The 17,118-nt window shown below is 71.5% G+C and carries 16 protein-coding genes; 6 read left to right on the top strand and 10 right to left on the bottom strand.

The features are described 5' to 3' along the window. Positions 1 to 10: 10 nt before the first annotated feature. On the bottom strand, positions 11 to 682 hold the full coding sequence (gene nucS, locus AB0N14_RS00235) for an endonuclease NucS (RefSeq protein WP_366023499.1): 672 nt from the start codon (positions 680 to 682) through the stop codon (positions 11 to 13). Between the two features lie 281 nt (positions 683 to 963). Here nucS and AB0N14_RS00230 point away from each other — a divergent pair, with 281 nt between their 5' ends. Beyond that, positions 964 to 1,356, top strand: coding sequence for an SCO5389 family protein (locus AB0N14_RS00230; protein ID WP_366023498.1), 393 nt, complete (start codon positions 964 to 966; stop codon positions 1,354 to 1,356). A 121-nt stretch (positions 1,357 to 1,477) separates the two neighbouring features. Here AB0N14_RS00230 and AB0N14_RS00225 read toward each other — a convergent pair whose 3' ends face one another. Then, entirely contained in the window at positions 1,478 to 2,506 is a 1,029-nt protein-coding gene (locus tag AB0N14_RS00225; RefSeq protein ID WP_366023497.1) for an LLM class flavin-dependent oxidoreductase, read from the bottom strand. Positions 2,507 to 2,727: 221 nt separating this feature from the next. Here AB0N14_RS00225 and AB0N14_RS00220 point away from each other — a divergent pair, with 221 nt between their 5' ends. Then, complete coding sequence (locus AB0N14_RS00220; RefSeq protein ID WP_366023496.1) at positions 2,728 to 3,057, top strand: ATP/GTP-binding protein; 330 nt, start codon at positions 2,728 to 2,730, stop codon at positions 3,055 to 3,057. Positions 3,058 to 3,074: 17 nt separating this feature from the next. Here AB0N14_RS00220 and AB0N14_RS00215 read toward each other — a convergent pair whose 3' ends face one another. From AB0N14_RS00215 to mce, 7 genes are all read right to left on the bottom strand, one after another. Next, complete coding sequence (locus AB0N14_RS00215) at positions 3,075 to 3,944, bottom strand: ABC transporter permease subunit (protein WP_366023495.1); 870 nt, start codon at positions 3,942 to 3,944, stop codon at positions 3,075 to 3,077. Then, complete coding sequence (locus AB0N14_RS00210; protein WP_366023494.1) at positions 3,941 to 5,188, bottom strand: ABC transporter ATP-binding protein; 1,248 nt, start codon at positions 5,186 to 5,188, stop codon at positions 3,941 to 3,943. The genes AB0N14_RS00215 and AB0N14_RS00210 overlap by 4 nt, the downstream gene beginning before the upstream one ends. Positions 5,189 to 5,301: 113 nt before the next feature. Continuing rightward, positions 5,302 to 6,090, bottom strand: coding sequence for an ABC transporter permease subunit (locus AB0N14_RS00205; protein ID WP_366023493.1), 789 nt, complete (start codon positions 6,088 to 6,090; stop codon positions 5,302 to 5,304). 2 nt (positions 6,091 to 6,092) lie between these two features. After that, a complete protein-coding gene (locus tag AB0N14_RS00200) occupies positions 6,093 to 7,043 on the bottom strand; it encodes an ATP-binding cassette domain-containing protein (protein ID WP_366023492.1) in 951 nt (316 codons plus the stop codon). Positions 7,044 to 7,129: 86 nt separating this feature from the next. Next, entirely contained in the window at positions 7,130 to 8,065 is a 936-nt protein-coding gene (locus AB0N14_RS00195) for a cellulose-binding protein (protein WP_366023491.1), read from the bottom strand. Between the two features lie 181 nt (positions 8,066 to 8,246). Next, positions 8,247 to 12,095, bottom strand: coding sequence for a polarized growth protein Scy (gene scy, locus AB0N14_RS00190; protein WP_366023490.1), 3,849 nt, complete (start codon positions 12,093 to 12,095; stop codon positions 8,247 to 8,249). Between the two features lie 233 nt (positions 12,096 to 12,328). Then, positions 12,329 to 12,769 carry a methylmalonyl-CoA epimerase gene (mce, locus tag AB0N14_RS00185; protein WP_366023489.1) on the bottom strand — a complete coding sequence of 147 codons (441 nt, stop codon included), beginning with the start codon at positions 12,767 to 12,769 and terminating at the stop codon, positions 12,329 to 12,331. A gap of 149 nt (positions 12,770 to 12,918) precedes the next feature. On the opposite strand from mce, the gene AB0N14_RS00180 reads away from it, so the two are divergent. From AB0N14_RS00180 to AB0N14_RS00165, 4 genes are all read left to right on the top strand, one after another. Further along, entirely contained in the window at positions 12,919 to 14,121 is a 1,203-nt protein-coding gene (locus tag AB0N14_RS00180; RefSeq protein WP_366023488.1) for an acetyl-CoA C-acetyltransferase, read from the top strand. 47 nt (positions 14,122 to 14,168) lie between these two features. Further along, complete coding sequence (gene meaB, locus AB0N14_RS00175; RefSeq protein ID WP_366024217.1) at positions 14,169 to 15,125, top strand: methylmalonyl Co-A mutase-associated GTPase MeaB; 957 nt, start codon at positions 14,169 to 14,171, stop codon at positions 15,123 to 15,125. A gap of 163 nt (positions 15,126 to 15,288) precedes the next feature. Next, positions 15,289 to 15,507, top strand: a complete 219-nt coding sequence (locus AB0N14_RS00170) for a hypothetical protein (protein ID WP_366023487.1) — start codon at positions 15,289 to 15,291, stop codon at positions 15,505 to 15,507. Between the two features lie 181 nt (positions 15,508 to 15,688). Beyond that, positions 15,689 to 16,546: a hypothetical protein gene (locus tag AB0N14_RS00165; RefSeq protein ID WP_366023486.1), complete on the top strand. Its 858-nt coding sequence runs from the start codon at positions 15,689 to 15,691 to the stop codon at positions 16,544 to 16,546. 33 nt (positions 16,547 to 16,579) lie between these two features. Here the strand turns inward: AB0N14_RS00165 and AB0N14_RS00160 are convergent, their stop codons facing one another. Then, positions 16,580 to 17,056 (bottom strand): MarR family transcriptional regulator, encoded by a 477-nt coding sequence (locus tag AB0N14_RS00160; protein WP_366023485.1) that lies wholly within the window; start codon positions 17,054 to 17,056, stop codon positions 16,580 to 16,582. Positions 17,057 to 17,118 lie beyond the last annotated feature (62 nt).

Genomic DNA, 17,118 nt, shown 5'->3' with positions numbered 1-17,118 from the left:
ACGAACCCCCTCAGAACAACCGGAGCTTGTCGTCCTCGATGCCCCTCAGGGCGTCGTAGTCCAGCACCGCACAGCTGATCCCGCGGTCCGTGGCCAGCACGCGGGCCTGCGGCTTGATCTCCTGGGCCGCGAAGATGCCGCGCACCGGCGCGAGGTGCGGGTCGCGGTTCAGGAGCTCCAGGTAGCGCGTGAGCTGTTCCACGCCGTCGATCTCGCCGCGCCGTTTGATCTCCACCGCCACGGTCTGCCCCTCGGCGTCCCGGCACAGGATGTCCACCGGCCCGATCGCCGTCATGTACTCGCGGCGGATCAGCGTGTAGCCCTCACCGAGGGTCTCGATGCGGTCGGCGAGCAGTTCCTGAAGGTGTGCTTCCACGCCGTCCTTGATCAGCCCCGGGTCGACGCCGAGTTCGTGCGAGGAGTCGTGGAGGATCTCCTCCATCGTGATGATCAGTTTCTCGCCCGACTTGTTGATCACGGTCCACACGCCCTCCTCGTCGCTCGAACCCTCCTTCAGCGTGCAGGGCGGCGACATCCAGTTGAGGGGCTTGTAGGCACGGTCGTCCGCGTGGATCGAGACGCTTCCGTCCGCCTTCACCAGGATCAGGCGGGGAGCGGAGGGGAGGTGGGCGGTGAGACGGCCCGCGTAGTCGACGGAGCACCGGGCAATGACGAGACGCATGGTCGGCAACGCTACTCGACGCCCCCGTCCGCACGCGATTCGACCATGTGCGGGCCGGCCCCCGGGGCTCCTCCCTTTTTCCCGAGTTGCCCCCGTTCGGCAATGGCTTGTTGTGTGCCCAGTGGGATTTCGCTGTGTTCGCATTTTCCTGGTGCCGTCATCGGCGGTTGCCTACCGTAGTAAACGGGAGGTCGCGAAGTGTGTACACAACGTGTTCGATATCGCGAACTCCCTTACCTGTCCATCAACCCCTGTTGTCTCGGGGTGCGAGAGGAGAACCCATGTCGCTCGACGTCTCACCGGCCCTGCTCGAACAGGCCGAGCGAGGCGAGGTCGACGAAGCCGATTTCGTCGACTGCGTCCGGACCTCCCTGCCCTACGCGTGGGAGATGATCAGCTCCCTGGTGGCCCAGCTGAAGGTGGACGGCGGTGACTTCGCCGACAACCAGACGCCCCCGCCGGACGAGCAGGCACGTGGACAGCTGCTGCGCGCGCTCGCGAGCGACGCGATACGCGGTGCGTTGCAGCGGCACTTCGGAGTGCGCCTGGCGTTCCAGAACTGCCACCGAGTGGCGGCGTTCCCGCTGGACTCCTCGGTGGACGACACGCTGGCCCGCTTCACCTCGGTCCGCAGTCAGCTCCTCAACCAGTCACCGGAGCTGCGCGACTGCTGAGACCCGCAGAGTCGTACGGCTTGCCGCTCCGTACGCGGGAAGTGCATCGGTTTCGGAGCGGCAAGCTCCCGCGTAGGTAGCAAGGCGGCAAGCTCCCGCATCCGTGACCCGCCCGGTGGGTTCAGCGGAGGTGGGGGAGTACCTCGGCGCCCAGCCTGCGGACGTTCTCCACCGTCGCCGCAAGGTCGCCGGAGCCCTCGACGAGCAGCGCGAAGCGTGTGATGCCGGTCCGCTCGGAGGTCGCCGCGAGCCGGTCGGCGCACAGCCGCGGGGTGCCCACCGGGTGCAGCCCGCAGAGCAGTTCGGTGTACGCGAGCGGGTCCCGCATCGCGCGGGCCCGCCCGTCCACCGTCACATGCGCGTCGAGCCCCTGTTTCAGCCAGCCTGGCATCGCCTTCGTCAGCGCCTCGACGGCGTCGGTGCGCCGGTCGGCGATCTGGCAGACACCGGCCGAGACATGGGCGGCGCCGGCGATCGTGTCGCCGGCGACTCCTGCCGCCTGCGCGTGACTCCGCCACAGCGCGACCATGTCCGCCTTCTCCTCGTCCCCGACATGCATGCCGAGCAGCATCGGCAGCCCCCGCTCGGCAGCCAGCCGTACGCTCGCCGGTGAGGTGCAGGCGACGACGACCTCCGGGCCCTCGGCGTCCGTGAGCGACTCCGATGGGCGCGGGACGACCGGGACTTCACGGAAGGTGAATCGTTCCCCCGCGGCGGCGACGGACGGTTCGCGCAGCCAGCGCACCAGCAGATCGAGTGATTCCGGGAAGCCCGTCTCGTACGCCTTCAGCCCCGCGCCGAACACCTCCAGGTCCACCCACGGTCCGCCGCGCCCCACCCCGAGCGAGAACCGCCCACCGGAGGTGATGTGCAGCAGGGCGGCCTGCTCGCCGAGCGCCACCGGGTGCGCGGTGGACAGGACGCTCACCGCCGTGCCGACCCGGAGGCGGCGGGTGCGGCCCAGCAGGAGGGCCGCCAGCGTGATCGCCGACGGGCAGGTCCCGTACGGCACGAAGTGGTGCTCGGCCAGCCACACCGTGTCCAGGCCCGCCTCCTCGGCGGCTTCGGCCGACCGCACCGCGCGGTGCAGCGCCTCCCCCTGGCCCTGTCCCGGAAACTGGGCCGCCAGTACAAAACTTCCAACGCGCATCGCACTTCCTGCTTTCCTGGCCCCGACGCGGAGCTCCCCCATGCGGCATAACTGCCTGACATGTGCCCAAGTCACGGGTCGGCGGGGAGATTTGCGGATTGTCTGCCGAATGGGCCGATGGAAGGGGGGATCCGTGGAGTTGGTGACGTACGCCTACCCCTGTCGGCGCCGCGTAGGCTGGATAGGGCCGCTGCTCCCTGTATAGCCCTGTGAGGTGTCCCGTGTCCCCGCGTCGCAACCGACCCAAGGGCCCAGGCTCGTCCGGCCGGAGCGCGGACGACGACAGGGAGCGGTACGGCGGCTGGCAGTCCACCGAGAGCTGGCAGGGCGAGGAGTGGAGCGTGCGCCATGTGGCGGGCGCGAGCGCCGAGGGCAAGACCTACCGGTGCCCCGGCTGCGACCAGGTGATCTCCTCGGGGCTCCCGCACGTGGTGGCCTGGCCCGAGTTCGCGGGGGTGGACGAACGCCGGCACTGGCACAAGTCCTGCTGGAACGCGAAGGACCGCCGCACCACGCGGGTGCAGCGGTCCCGTAACGCGCCGAAGTACTGAGGCCCGGGGCCCGGGGCCTACACGTCCCGCCGCTCCAGCAGCAGCCAGGCGCCGGCGAAGGCGACGGCCGCGAGGCCGAGGACGATCCACACCGGCTCCCAGCCCGTGGGGCCCGAGCCGCCCAGGGAGTCCCCGTACAGGGCGCTGAGCTGGCTCGGGATCGAGTACTCCAGCAGGAACCTCTGCAGGCCCCGCATCGACTCCGAGAACAGGAACATCGCGATGACCAGCGGGGCGAGCACCAGGCCGATCATGATGGTGATGGCACCCGCCGAGTGCCGGATGACGGAGCCCACGAACAGCGAGAGCAGGCCGAGCAGCGCCACGTACAAGCCGATGCCGACCGTCCCCTTCAGCCATTCCGTGCCGGAGGGCTGGGCCAGGCCGTGGCTCCTCAGCATGGCGGTCTGGAGGATGCCGACGAGCAGGGCGGACACCGTCGTGATCACGAACGCCACGGCGGAGAAGACGATCGCCTTCGCCAGCAGCACCCTGGTCCGGCTCGGGCACGCGGTCATGGTCGTCCGGATCATCCCGGTGCCGTACTCGGAGGCGGTGGTCAGCACGCCGAGCGTGATGATGCAGATGCTGCCGGTGAGGACTCCGCCGATGCCGAGGCCCAGCGGTGAGCTGCCCTCCAGGTGCGCGTCCGAGGCGGCGGCGATGGCGGCGAACAGCGTCCCGATGCCGATCATCAGGACGAGGAACACACCCAGCGTCCACATCGTGGAGCGCACCGACCTGATCTTCGTCCACTCCGAGGCGAGCGCGTGTCCGAGGTGGGTGCGCACGACCGGGATCGGCGAGGTGTAGGTGGGGTACGCGGAACCGGGCGCCGCCTGCCAGGTGGGCGCGGCCTGCGACATGGGGGGCTGGGGCGTGCTCATCGGGCGTCCTCGGACTTGGTCGGGTCGGCAGCGGCGGTGGCGTCGGCGGCGGGCGCCTGCGCGGGCGGGGCGGCGGGGGCCGGTGCCTGGTTCTGGGGCGCCGGCTGGGCGTAGGGGTTCGGCTGCTGCCCGGCGGACGGTGCGGCCGGGGCGGCGTACGGCCCCGTGGGCGGCTGCCCGGGCTGCCCAGGCATGGAGAACGGCTGTCCGCCCTGCTGCGGCGGCGGTGGCGCGTACCAGCCGGGCTGGCCCTGGCCCGGCACCGGCACCGGGACCGGCGGCTGGACGCCGGGCGGCACCGGCTGCATCAGGCCCGCCTTCTGGTCGATGCTCGAGCGGTAGTCGACGGCTCCCTGCGTCATCCGCATGTACGCCTCCTCGAGCGAGGCCTGGTGCGGCGACAGTTCCCACAGGCGTACGTCGGTGTCGTGCGCGATGTCGCTGATGCGGGGCAGCGGCAGCCCGGTGACCCGCAGCGCGCCGTCCTGCTCGGGCAGCACGTGCCCGCCCGCCTCGGTGAGCGCGGCCGTCAGCTTCTCCCGCTGCTGAGGCTCGGTGTCGGGGGTGCGGACACGGGCGAAGTCGGCGGAGTTGGCGGAGATGAAGTCCTTGACGCTCATGTCGGCGAGCAGCTGCCCGCGCCCGATCACGATCAGGTGGTCGGCGGTGAGCGCCATCTCGCTCATCAGGTGCGAGGAGACGAAGACCGTACGGCCCTCCGCCGCGAGCGACTTCATCAGGTTGCGGACCCACAGGATGCCCTCGGGGTCGAGGCCGTTGACCGGTTCGTCGAACAGCAGCACCTGAGGGTCGCCGAGGAGCGCGGCGGCGATGCCGAGCCGCTGCCCCATGCCGAGCGAGAAGCCCTTGGACCGCTTCCCGGCCACCTCCTGCAGGCCCACGACGGCCAGCACCTCGTCCACGCGGCGGGCCGGGATGCCGGAGAGCTGGGCGAGGGACAGCAGATGGTTGCGGGCGGCCCGGCCGCCGTGCACGGCCTTGGCGTCGAGCAGGGCGCCGACCTGGCGGGGCGCGTTGGGCAGCTTGCGGTACGGGTAGCCGCCGATCGTCACCGTCCCCGAGGTCGGGTTGTCCAGGCCGAGGATCATCCGCATGGTCGTCGACTTGCCCGAGCCGTTCGGCCCGAGGAAGCCGGTGACGGCTCCCGGCCGCACCTGGAAGGAGAGGTTGTACACAGCGGTCTTGTCGCCGTAGCGCTTGGTCAGGCCGACTGCCTCGATCATGCTCCGCACCCATCGCAAGGTTCAGCACAGCGGGGCGCACGCCCCCCGTAAGGGTTAGGAGGATATCGGGGCGCTGACGGTTCCGCCCAAGGGCAGGTAAAAACCACCCGCGGTCAGGCGTCGCGTCGTTTCAGCAGGACACAGCCGCCGGCGAGCGCCGCGATCACCCACAGCGCCATGATCCCGAGGCCGCCCCAGGGCCCGTACGGGGTGTCGTCTCCGGCCGTGGGGACGACCTGCAGGATCCTGCTGCCCGCCTGGTCCGGCAGGAAGCGGCCGATCTTCTTCGTCGCGGAGACATGGCCCAGGATGTTCGAGATCAGGAAGAAGAACGGCATCAGGATGCCGAGCGACAGCATGGGCGAGCGCAGCATCGTGGCGACCCCCATCGAGAACACCGCGATGAGCGTCATGTACAGCCCGGCGCCGATGACCGCTCGCAGCACCCCGGGGTCGGCGATCGACGCCCGGTGCGGGCCGAGCATCGCCTGGCCGAGGAAGAAGGCGACGAAACCGGTGACCAGGCCGACGACGAGGGCGAGCGCGGTCGCCACCGCGATCTTGCCGGACAGGAAGGTGCCGCGCTGGGGGACCGCGGCCAGCGAGGTGCGGATCATGCCGGTGCTGTACTCGTTCGACACGACCAGCACTCCGAACACGATCATCGCGAGCTGACCGAGGCTCATCCCGGCGAAGCTGATGAACGTCGGGTCGAAGGTGAGCCGCTCCCGCGGGCTCATGCTGTCGAACTCGTTCCGGGTCAGCGCCGAGATCAGCATCCCGAGGGCGACGGTGACGACCAGCGCGACGGAAAGCGTCCACACCGTGGACGCCACCGACCGGATCTTGGTCCACTCGGACCTGAGGACCTGCACGCGGACCTGGACCTGGGTGGCCGCCATGGTCAGGCTCCCCTCTTCCAGTCGGCGCCCCACTCCCCGGCGGGCGCGTCCGCGCGGGCGTGGTACTCCACCGACGCGGCCGTCAGTTGCATGAACGCCTCCTCCAGCGACGCCTGCCGGGTGCTCAACTCGTGCAGCACGATGTGGTGCCGGGCCGCCAGTTCGCCGATCAACTCGGCCTTGCCGCCGTCCACCTCCAGCGCCCCGCTGCCCGTCTCGACGACCGTGATGCCCGCCTCGCGCAGGACGTCGAGCAGCCGCTCGCGCTGCGGGGAACGAATGCGCACATACGCGCGCGAGTTGCGCCGGATGAAGTCGGCCATGGAGGTGTCGGCGAGCAGCCGGCCCTGTCCGATGACCACCAGATGGTCGGTGGTCAGCGCCATCTCGCTCATCAGGTGGCTGGAGACGAACACCGTCCGCCCCTGTGCCGCCAGCGATTTCATCAGGGTCCGGATCCAGTGGATGCCCTCGGGGTCGAGGCCGTTGACCGGCTCGTCGAACATCAGGATCCGGGGATCGCCGAGCAGCGCCGCCGCGATGCCGAGCCGCTGGGCCATGCCGAGCGAGAAGCCCTTGGCCTTCTTGCGGGCCACGGAGGTCAGCCCCACCGTGTCCAGGACCTCGTGCACCCGGGAGGTGGGGATGCCGTTGCTCTGCGCCAGGCACAGCAGATGGTTCCAGGCGCTGCGCCCGCCGTGCACGGCCTTCGCGTCGAGCAGGGCGCCGATGGACCGCAGCGGGTTCTTGAGCTGGTCGTAGTGCCTGCCGTCGATACGGACGTCGCCGGCGGTGGGGTGGTCGAGCCCGAGCACCATCCGCATGGTGGTGGACTTCCCGGCGCCGTTCGGACCGAGGAAGCCCGTGACGACGCCCGGTCTGACGGTGAACGTGAGGCCGTCGACCGCCACTTTGTCGCCGTACCGCTTGGTCAGCCCCTCGAGCTCGATCATGCGGCCCACGCTAAAACGGCGCAAAGCCCCCCGCCACTTGAGTGGCGGAGGGCTTCGCGGATGTTCAGACGCCGTACGGCCCGATGTTACCGGGACTGCTGCGCCGGGACCCCGCGGGAGATCGGCTCGTCCTCGGCCGGCGTGCCGGTCGCGGCGACCGCGGCGCCCGTGAGCGTCGCCAGCATCTCGCGGACGTTGGTGAGCTGGGCGTTGATGGAGTCGCGACGGTTCGTCAGCGCCGCCAGCTCGCGCTCGGATTCCGAACGGATGCGGTCGGCCTTGGCGTTCGCGTCCGCGACGATGTCCTCGGCCTGGCGCTGGGCCGTCTCCACCGTCTGGCGGGCGCGGCGCTCGGCGTCCGTGCGCAGCTTCTCCGCCTCCAGGCGCAGCTGCTCGGCGCGGTGCTCGATCTCCGCGAGGCGCTTCTCCGCCTTGGCCTGACGGGACGCCAGGTCCCGCTCGGACTGCTCACGCCGCTTGGCGAGGTTCGTCTCGAAGTCCGCGGCGGCCTGCGCGGCCTTGGCGCGGGTCTCCTCGAAGAGGGCGTCCGCCTCCTCGCGCTTGGACTGCGCGTCCTTCTGCGCCTCGGCACGCAGCTGAGAGGCCTCGCTCTTGGCCTTCTCGACGATCCGGACGCCCTCGTCCTCGGCCTTGGCCTTGCGGTCCGTGGCGAACGACTCCGCGTCGTTGCGCACCTGCTGGGCGGCCGACTCCGCGAGTTCGCGGTGCTGCTCGGCGGCGCGGCGGGCCTCCTCGCGCAGGTCCTTGGCCTCTTCCTCGGCGAGGCGGAGGATCTTCTCGACGCGCGCGCCGAGACCCGCGTAGGACGGCTCCGCGTCGCTGACGGCGGCCTGGGCGTTCTGCGTCTCGAGGTGGAGCTCCTCGATGCGCTTCTCCAGGGCGGTGATGCGGGCGAGAGCACTGTCACGGTCGGAGACGAGCTTGGAGATCCGTTCGTCCACCTGAGCGCGGTCGTACCCACGCCGCACAAGCTCGAAGCCGTAGGGGGAAGTGTCGCTCATGGGGTTCCTGTCGAATGAGACCGGTGAGGTGATAGGGGAATCCTAGGGCGCAAAGCGGCGTGTCATCGAGCGGATGCGTGTTTGATCTGGAGAATGACACTCCTTTTGAGTGGCTGAGATGTCGGGGGGCTTGCCAGGAGCTGTACGAAGCCCCCCGTCAAGCATAGAACGGCGCTTCTGGCTAGCCTTCTGACGTCTTGCCACCCGAACGGGGTGCACCCACGGTGGCGCCCGCCTTGACCCCCGAGTCCTTGCCGGCGGACGGCGCCTCGAAGGACTCGAGGGCCTCCAGGACGTCCTGGACACGGGAGATCTCCGCGTTGATGTCCTCCCGCCGGCGCACCAGGATCTCCAGCTCCCGCTTGCCCTCCTCGACGGCCTTGCGGGCCTCGCGGATCGCCTCGGCCTTGATCTGCTCGGCCTCGGCGACCAGCGTGGCCTTCTTCTGCTCGGCCTCCTTCAGCAGCCCCTCGGCCTTCTTCACGGCCGCGATACGGACCTTGCCCGCCTCGGAGTCGGCCTCCGACAGCAGCTCCTTCGCCTGCGCCTTGGCCTTCTCCAGCTGCTCCTCGGCGGCCTTGACCAGTGCGTCGCACCGCTCGCCCGCCGACTTCATCGCCTCGGCCGACTCGCGCCGCGCCCGCTCGTGCAGCTCCTCGATCTCGGTGGTGATGCGCTCGCGCAGCTCCTCCGCGCGCTCCCGGATCTGGGTGGCGTCCCGGCGCGCGCCGACGAGCAGTTCGTCCGCGTCCGCCCGCGCCCGCTCCACCAGGGTGTTGCCCTCGACCGTCGCCTCGGCGACCAGACGGTCGGCCTCCGTGCGGGCGGCACCCACCATCGTGTCGGCCTGCGCCTCGGCGTCCGCGGTCGTCTTGCGAGCCGTCTGCTGGGCCTCCGTGAGGAGCTTTTCGGCCTCGGCGGCGGTCTCCGTGATGAGCTTGTCCACCTGCTCGGCCGCCTCGGAACGCCGCTTGTTGGCGTCCTTGCGGGCCTCGTCCAGGGTGCGCTCGGCCTCCTCGCGGGCCGCCGTCGTGATCCGCTCGGCCTCCGCCTCCGCGTCGGCCTTGACCCGCTCCGACTCGGTGCGGATCCGCTCGGCGTGCGCCTGCGCGGAGCCGACCGTCTCGGCGGCCTCGGCGCGCAGCCGCTCCGCCTCGTCGGTGGCGTCCGACAGCAGCTTCTCCGCCTTGGCCACGGACTCCGAGCGCACCCGCTCGGCCTCGGCGGCGGTGTGAGTGGTGAGCCGCTCGGCCTCCGCGCGCGCCTCGGTGATGAGGGTGTCCGCCTGCGTGGCCGCGTCCGACCGGATCCGGTTGGCGTCCTCGCGCGCCTCCGCACGGGCGCGAGCCGCCGCCTGGTCGGCCTCGGCGAGAGTGTCCGATGCCTCGGTCCGCACGCGCTGCGCGTGCTCGGCGGCGTCCGTACGGAGCCGCTCCGCCTCGGCGATCGCCTCCGTAACCGTCCGCTCCGCCAGCGCCTTGGCGGCCTCCGACTCCTCGGTGGCCTGCCGCCGGATGCGGTTCGCGTCCTCGGTGGCCCGCTCGCGCTCCGCGTAGGCGTCGGAGCGGACCCGGTCGGCCTCCTCCTGCGCCTCGGTGCGCGTACGCTCCGCCGCGTGCTCGGCGGCCGAGCGCAGGCCGCTGATCTCCTCCTGCGCCTGCTCGTGCAGCCCGGCCACGGAGTCCCGCACCTGCTGGGCGTGCTGTTCGGCCGCCGACACCATCTCCGTGGCGCGCCGGTCGGCCTCCTCCACCAGCCGTACGGCCTCGGCCTGGGCCTCCTCGACCCGGGCGCGCGCCACCGCGAGCAGCTCCTCGCTCTGCTCCCGGGCGCGCTCGCGCTCCTGGTCGGCCTCCTGGCGGGCGGCGCCGAGGAGTTCCTCGGCCTCCCGGCGGCGCCGGGCGGCCTCCTCCTGGGCGGCAGCCAGCGTCTCCGAGGCCTCCGTGCTCAGCCGCTCGGCCGCGGCCTGCGCCTCAGCGCGGACCCGGTCGGCGGTGTCCTGCGCCTCCGTCTTCAGCCGCTCGGCCTCGGCCGCCGCCTCCGAGCGCAGGCGGACGGAGATGGCCTCGCCCTCCGCGCGCGAGGCCGACGCGTCCGAGGCGGCCTCCGTGCGCAGCCGCTCGGCCTCGGCCTCGGCCTGCGCCTGCAGCGTACGAATGCGCTCGGAGGCCTCCGTGCGCAGCCGGTCGGTCTCCTCGGCGGCCTCCCGGCGGATCCGCTCCGCCTCCGCACGGGCGTCGGAGAGGGCCTGCTCGGCCGAGGCGAGCCGCTGCTCGGCCTCCGACTGCAGGCGGCCCAGCTCCTCCGCGGCCTCCGTGCGGCGGGCCTCCACGGCCCGCTCGGTCTCCTCGCGCAGGGCGCGCGCGACCTTCTCGGCCTCCTCCTTGATCGCGTCCGCCAGCTCGACGGCCTCGGCGCGCTGGGTCTCGACCTCCCTCCGGGTGCGCTCCAGGGCCTCCTCGGCCTGGCGGCGCAGCATCGAGGCGCGCTCGATGGCCTCGGTGCGGACCTTCTCGCTGTCGGCGGTGGCGGTGGTGCGCAGCTCGTCCGCGTCGGCCTTCGCCTTGGCGAGCAGCTCCTCGGCGGTCTTGGCCGCCTCCTCGATCTGCTGGACGGCCTCGCGGCGCGCCTCGGCGCGGATCTTCTCGCCCTCGGCGACCGCCTCGGCGCGCAGATGCTCGGCCTCACCGCGCAGTCGGCGGGCCTCCTCCTGCAGCTCGACGGTCTTGGCGCGGTACTCCTTGGTGTCGTCCTTGGCGGCGCCCTTGAGCTGCTCCGCGATGTCGTGCGCCTCGGCGCGCAGCCGGTCCGCCTCGGCCTCGGCCTCCTTGCGGATCCGGTCGGCCTCCTCGGCGGCGGCCTTGGTGGTCGCCGCAGCGTCCTGAGACGCCTTGTTGAGGACCTCCTCGGCCGTACGGGCCGCCTTGCCGAGCTGGGAGGCGGTCTCCTCGGCCGTGATCGTGCGGGCCTTCTCGGCGGCCTCCGCGACGATCTTCTCGGCCTCGGCGCGCGCGTCCGCGACGACCTGCTCGGCCTCGGCCTTCGTGGCCTCGGCCTCCTTGGTGGCCTCGCTGACGAGCCGGGCGACCTGCTCCTTGGCGGTACGGGTGCGCTGCTCGCCCTCCGTCTCGGCGCTCGAGAGCGCCTTGGCGGCGGCCTCCTTGGCCTCCGTGACGACCTTGTCGGCCTGGGCGCGGGCCTCGCGCAGCGCGGCCTCCGCCTCGGCCATCCGCTGCTCGGCGGCCCGGCTCAGCTCTGACGCCTGACGGCGGGCGGCCTCGGACTCGCTGGCGGAGCTGGAGCGCAGCTGCTCGGCGTGGTCGGTGGCCTCCTGCGCCTGGGTGGAGGCGGCGTTCAGCAGCCGCTCGGCGTCCGCGCGGGCGCGGCGCAGGATCTGGTCGGCCTCCGCGCGGGCGGACTCGGCGTCGCTCTGCAGCCGCTGCCGGGCCTCGGTGACCAGCCGCTCGGCCTCGGCGCGGGCGGCGGCGAGGGCCTGCTCGGCCTCGGCGCGGGACTCCTCGACCAGGCGGCGGGCCTGGGCCTCGGAGCGGGCGCGCAGCTGCTCCGCCCAGGCCACGTTCTCGTTGACGTGCGACTCGACGGTCGCCCGGCGCTCGGCCAGCTCCTGGTCGAGCTGCTGGCGGCGGGCGACCGCCTCCGCGTGCAGCTCCGCCTGGAGACGGGCGGCCTGCTCGGCGTGCTCCTGGAGGATGCGCTGGGTCTGCGCACGGGCCTGGCTCAGCTCGCGCTCGGCGTCCGCCCGCAGCTGGTCCGCCTGCATCTGGGCGGTGCGCAGCATCTGCTCGGCCTGGTAGCCGATGTCGGCCCCGTCGTACGCGGGACGGGACATGAGGGTGCGGCGCGCCTCGTGCAGCTTGGCGCGCAGCACCTCGACCTGGTAGCCGAGGTCCTCGGCGTGCTGGATCGCCTTTTCCCGCTCGGTCTTCAGCCGCTCCATCTCGGCCTCGAACCGAGAGAGGTGGTCGACGTCAGCCGCCGGCTCTCGCTCCTGGCGTTCGTAGCCCCGCACTGCGCGGTCCCATCCGTCCCCTGGTCGCAAGTCTCTCCAAACGAGCTCCGTCCATCCGCCGAACGGGGCCCCCGGGGAATGGTGTCAGATCAACGGCGGAGCATGGGCTGCTGCCCCGGCGCTCGTCCCCCGAAACCCGGACCCCGGCACGTCCCGCCGGTGTCACGGCGGGACCCGGTCGCCCTGGTGGAGCGGCGACCGCCCCCAACCCTACCGGCCCCTATGTACGGGAGTCAGTGCTCAGGTGTCTCAACGGCCGCCGATGTGACCAGTTCTGTGAGAACGCCGTGGCAGTCCTTGGGATGCAGGAAGGTGATCCGCGAGCCCATGGAACCGCGTCGCGGCTCCTCGTACAGCACCCGCACGCCCTTGTCCCTGATCTCGGCGGAGTCGCCGTCCACGTCCGCCGTGCCGAAGGCGATGTGGTGCACGCCCTCGCCGTTCTTCGCGAGCCACTTGGCGACGGTGGAGTCCTCGCGGATGGGTTCGAGCAGCTGCAGGTAGGAGGCGCCTCCGTCGTCCGTGTCGTTGATCTTCAGCATGGCTTCGCGGACACCCTGCTCCTCGTTGACCTCGGTGTGGAACACGGAGAAGCCGTACGTCGAGGTGTAGAACTCGACGGTCTTCTCGAGGTCGAAACAGGCGATTCCGATGTGGTCGATACGCGTCAGCATGGATTCAGTGCAGCGCTCCTCGGGTGGTTACGCAACGTGCGCGCGATCACACTGACAGCCCGGTGACGGTTTGCCCTACCGCTCAGTACATTCGAAGTAAACCCTCGTTCACTCCTCGGCTGTGCAGGCCGGTAAGGGGATCGCAGCTCATGTCTGGAACGAACAGCACGACCAGCGTCATCGTCGCGGGTGCGCGCACCCCGATGGGGCGGCTGCTCGGCTCGCTGAAGTCCTTCTCCGGAGCCGACCTCGGCGGCTTCGCGATCAAGGCCGCCCTCGACCGTGCGGGGATCGGTGGCGACCAGGTGCAGTACGTCATCATGGGCCAGGTGCTGCAGGCCGGGGCTGGGCAGATCCCGGCACGTCAGGCCGCGGTCAAGGCGGGCATCCCGATGAGCGTCCCGGCCCTGACGATCAACAAGGTGTGTCTGTCGGGCCTCGACGCGATCGCCCTTGCGGACCAGTTGATCCGTGCGGGTGAGTTCGACGTGGTGGTCGCGGGCGGCCAGGAGTCCATGACCAACGCCCCCCACCTGCTGCCGAAGTCCCGCGAGGGCTTCAAGTACGGTGCGGTCCAGATGCTGGACGCGATGGCGTACGACGGGTTGACCGACTCCTTCGAGGGCGTCGCCATGGGCGAGTCGACCGAGAAGCACAACACCCGTCTCGGCATCGCCCGCCAGGAGCAGGACGAGATCGCGGCCCTCTCCCACCAGCGGGCCGCCGCCGCCCAGAAGAACGGCGTCTTCGAGGCGGAGATCACCCCGATCGAGATCCCGCAGCGAAAGGGCGAGCCGGTCGTCTTCGCCAAGGACGAGGGGATCCGCGGCGACACGACGGTGGAGTCGCTGGGCAAGCTGCGGCCGGCGTTCAGCAAGGACGGCACGATCACGGCCGGCTCCTCCTCACAGATCTCGGACGGTGCGGCGGCCGTGGTCGTGATGAGCAAGGCCAAGGCGCAGGAGCTGGGCCTGGACTGGATCGCGGAGATCGGCGCCCACGGCAACGTGGCGGGGCCGGACAACTCCCTGCAGTCGCAGCCGTCGAACGCGGTCCTGCACGCCCTGAAGAAGGAGGGCCTGGAGGTCGCCGACCTCGACCTGATCGAGATCAACGAGGCCTTCGCGGCGGTGGCCGTGCAGTCAATGAAGGACCTTGGGGTTTCCACCGAAAAGGTGAATGTCAATGGCGGTGCCATTGCCCTGGGTCACCCGATCGGGATGTCCGGCGCCCGGCTCGTCCTGCACCTCGCCCTGGAGCTGAAGCGGCGCGGTGGCGGCGTGGGCGCGGCGGCGCTGTGCGGGGGCGGCGGCCAGGGTGACGCGCTGATCGTGCGGGTACCCAAGGCCTGAGCACCCTCGAACCGACCTCTTTGCGTGAACGCGTGAACGGAGCTGTGATGCAGGACGTCTCCTCGCTGGTGGCCCAGGCCAGGGAAGGCCGGCCGCGGGCCGTGGCCCGGCTGATCTCCCTGGTGGAGGGGGCGTCCCCGCAGCTCAGGGAGGTCATGGCGGCGCTGGCCCCGCTGACGGGCAACGCATACGTGGTGGGCCTCACGGGGTCGCCGGGCGTCGGCAAGTCCACGTCCACGTCGGCGCTCGTGACCGCGTACCGCAAGCAGGGCAAGCGGGTCGGCGTGCTCGCCGTCGACCCGTCCTCGCCCTTCTCGGGCGGCGCGCTGCTCGGCGACCGGGTCCGGATGTCGGAGCACGCCTCCGACCCCGGCGTGTACATCCGCTCGATGGCCACGCGCGGCCACCTGGGCGGCCTGGCGTGGGCCGCTCCGCAGGCGATCCGGGTCCTGGACGCGGCGGGCTGCGACGTGATTTTGGTGGAGACGGTCGGTGTCGGCCAGTCGGAGGTCGAGATCGCCTCCCAGGCGGACACCTCGGTCGTCCTGCTGGCCCCCGGGATGGGGGACGGCATCCAGGCCGCGAAGGCGGGCATCCTCGAGATCGGTGACGTGTACGTCGTCAACAAGGCCGACCGGGACGGCGCGGACGCCACCGCGCGCGAGCTGAACCACATGCTGGGCCTGGGCGAGTCGCGGGCCCCCGGCGACTGGCGCCCGCCGATCGTGAAGACGGTCGCGGCCCGCGCCGAGGGCGTCGACGAGGTCGTGGAGGCACTGGAGAAGCACCGGGCGTGGATGGAGGAGCGGGGCGTCCTGGCGGAGCGCCGGCTGTCCCGCGCGGCCCACGAGGTCGAGACGATCGCCGTGACGGCCCTGAGGGAACGCATCGGCGACCTCCACGGCGACCGCCGCCTGAGCGCCCTGGCGGAACGGATCGTGGCGGGGCAGCTGGACCCGTACCGGGCGGCGGACGAACTGGTGGCGGGGCTTACGCAGGGCTGACGGAAAAGTGTGTGGTCCGCACTCGGGTGCGTTGATACCTTGATCCGCATGTTCCGCCTCTTGGCCTAGGACCCGCCCAGGACCGCGATCGACGAGCAGCAGTCGCTCTGGTCGTCGCGGCATTCCGGCGTTGCTTCATCGCCTCGAGCCGAGGAACTTCCGCGTGTCTGCGCCTCCTTCCGCTGCTTCCGTGCGGCCCTCCTACGCCGCCGTTCTCCGTGCCCCGCACGTCCGCCGCACCCTCGCCCTGGTGGCACGGCTGTCGTACGGGACGGCTCCCCTCTCCGTGATGCTCGCCGTGACCCGGGCGAGCGGGTCGTACGGCGTGGCCGGGACGGTCCTGGCGCTGTTCGGGGCCACGACGGTCCTGCGTCACCGCTGAGGGCGGCGTTCGTCGACCGCTACGGGCCCCGGCGGGCGCTCCTGTCGATGGCCCTGCTGTACGCCTGCGTCCTGAGCCTGCTCGCGGCGGCCGGCGGCCCGGTGCCCCGGCGCTGCTGCTGGGCGCCCTGGGCACCGCCGCCGGGGTCTTTCCGCCTCCGCTCGGGCCCACCGTGCGGGCCGTGTGGAGCGCCCTCTTCGACGACAGCCGGCTGGTGCAGCGGGCGTACGGACTGGATGCCGTGGTCGAGGAGCTGACGTTCGTCGCGGGCCCGCTGCTGGTCGGCACGGCGGTCCGGTATGCGCCACTGGCGGCCGGAGTGGCGCTGAGCGCGCTGTTGGTGACGGCCGGGACGATCGCCTTCGTCACCTCCCCGGGGATGGCGCGTGCGCGGCCGCCCGCGGGGACACCGGCGCGCCCGATGCACGGGCAGCTGCGGGGTGTGCGGGGACTGGCGCAGCCGGTGCTCGTGGCCGCTGGCGCCGGACTGGCCGTCGGTGCGCTGGACCTCCTGGTCATGGCGTTCGCCGAGCAGCGTGGGTATGGCGACGACGTGGTGGCCTGGGTGCTCGCGGCACTGTCCGCGGGCAGCGCGGTCGGCGGGCTGCTGAACGGGGCGGTCGAGTGGCGGGGGAGCGCTCGGGTGCGCCTGCCGCTGCTGGGCGCGGGTCTGGGCCTGGCGGTGGCGGCGGCGGGGCTCGCACCGTGCCTCGGCGCCCTCACGGTGACGGTGATCTGCGCGGGCCTGTTCATCGCCCCGGCCCTGACGACGTCGTACCTGCTCGCGGACGAGTCGTCCCCTCCGGGGTTCCGCACCCAGGCGGGTGCCCGGGTGAACATGGCCGTGAACGGCGGCATCTCGGCCGGCTCCGCAGCGGTGGGGGCGTTGTTGGGGCATCTGCCGCTCGGGTGGTGCTTCGCGGTGCCGGGGGCGGTCACAGTGGCTGCTGCGGGCTTGGCCGGCGGTGGCTGTCCCCGCGCCCGAAGGGGCGCGGGGAACTGCGCGACCAGCCAGAACGGGCCCGCAGACGAGCACTGACGCGCGCCCCCTACGGCTCCACCCAGCGCAGCGCTACGGCTTGCCCCGCTGCCCCCGCAGATGTTCCGCGACGGGTCGCAGGGACTTGTGGAGGTGTTCCAGGTCGTCCGGGGGCAGCAGGTCGATGAAGTGGCGCCGCACGGACGCCACGTGGTGTGGCGCGACCTTCTTCATCGTCTCCATGCCGTGGTCCGTCAGGACCGCGTACAGACCCCGGCGGTCGGACTCGCAGTTCTCCCGGCGTACCAGGTCTGCGTTCTCCATACGGGTGATCTGGTGCGAGAGGCGGCTCTTGGACTGGAGGGTGGCGGCCGCGAGGTCGCTCATCCGCATTCGCAGGCCCTCCGACTCCGAGAGGTTCACCAGGATCTCGTAGTCGTTCATCGTCAGGCCGAACGGCTGCAGATCCCTTTCCAGCTGGTAGGTCAGCAGCTTGTTGACCTCCAGGTGGGTGCGCCAGGCGCACTGTTCCGCATCCGTCAGCCAGCGCGTGGCCGTCTCGGTCTCCATGAATGAAGTCTACCTAAAAAGTTGAAAGGCGAACTAGTGAGGGTGGTGTGACTGTGCGCACG

Source organism: Streptomyces sp. NPDC051104 (assembly GCF_040682835.1).
Lineage (GTDB): Bacteria > Actinomycetota > Actinomycetes > Streptomycetales > Streptomycetaceae > Streptomyces > Streptomyces cynarae.
Note: the sequence above shows the minus strand (reverse complement) of the source record. Positions and strands in the feature narration are given on the sequence as shown.

Excerpts from the sequence above, each read along its gene's own strand:
- meaB (WP_366024217.1), top strand. The coding sequence starts at position 14,169 with ATGCAGGACGTCTCCTCGCTGGTGGCCCAGGCCAGGGAAGGCCGGCCG.
- nucS (WP_366023499.1), bottom strand. The coding sequence starts at position 682 with ATGCGTCTCGTCATTGCCCGGTGCTCCGTCGACTACGCGGGCCGTCTC.
- AB0N14_RS00230 (WP_366023498.1), top strand. The coding sequence starts at position 964 with ATGTCGCTCGACGTCTCACCGGCCCTGCTCGAACAGGCCGAGCGAGGC.
- mce (WP_366023489.1), bottom strand. The coding sequence starts at position 12,769 with ATGCTGACGCGTATCGACCACATCGGAATCGCCTGTTTCGACCTCGAG.
- AB0N14_RS00180 (WP_366023488.1), top strand. The coding sequence starts at position 12,919 with ATGTCTGGAACGAACAGCACGACCAGCGTCATCGTCGCGGGTGCGCGC.
- AB0N14_RS00200 (WP_366023492.1), bottom strand. The coding sequence starts at position 7,043 with ATGATCGAGCTCGAGGGGCTGACCAAGCGGTACGGCGACAAAGTGGCG.
- AB0N14_RS00225 (WP_366023497.1), bottom strand. The coding sequence starts at position 2,506 with ATGCGCGTTGGAAGTTTTGTACTGGCGGCCCAGTTTCCGGGACAGGGC.
- AB0N14_RS00215 (WP_366023495.1), bottom strand. The coding sequence starts at position 3,944 with ATGAGCACGCCCCAGCCCCCCATGTCGCAGGCCGCGCCCACCTGGCAG.
- AB0N14_RS00160 (WP_366023485.1), bottom strand. The coding sequence starts at position 17,056 with ATGGAGACCGAGACGGCCACGCGCTGGCTGACGGATGCGGAACAGTGC.
- AB0N14_RS00195 (WP_366023491.1), bottom strand. The coding sequence starts at position 8,065 with ATGAGCGACACTTCCCCCTACGGCTTCGAGCTTGTGCGGCGTGGGTAC.
- AB0N14_RS00205 (WP_366023493.1), bottom strand. The coding sequence starts at position 6,090 with ATGGCGGCCACCCAGGTCCAGGTCCGCGTGCAGGTCCTCAGGTCCGAG.
- AB0N14_RS00210 (WP_366023494.1), bottom strand. The coding sequence starts at position 5,188 with ATGATCGAGGCAGTCGGCCTGACCAAGCGCTACGGCGACAAGACCGCT.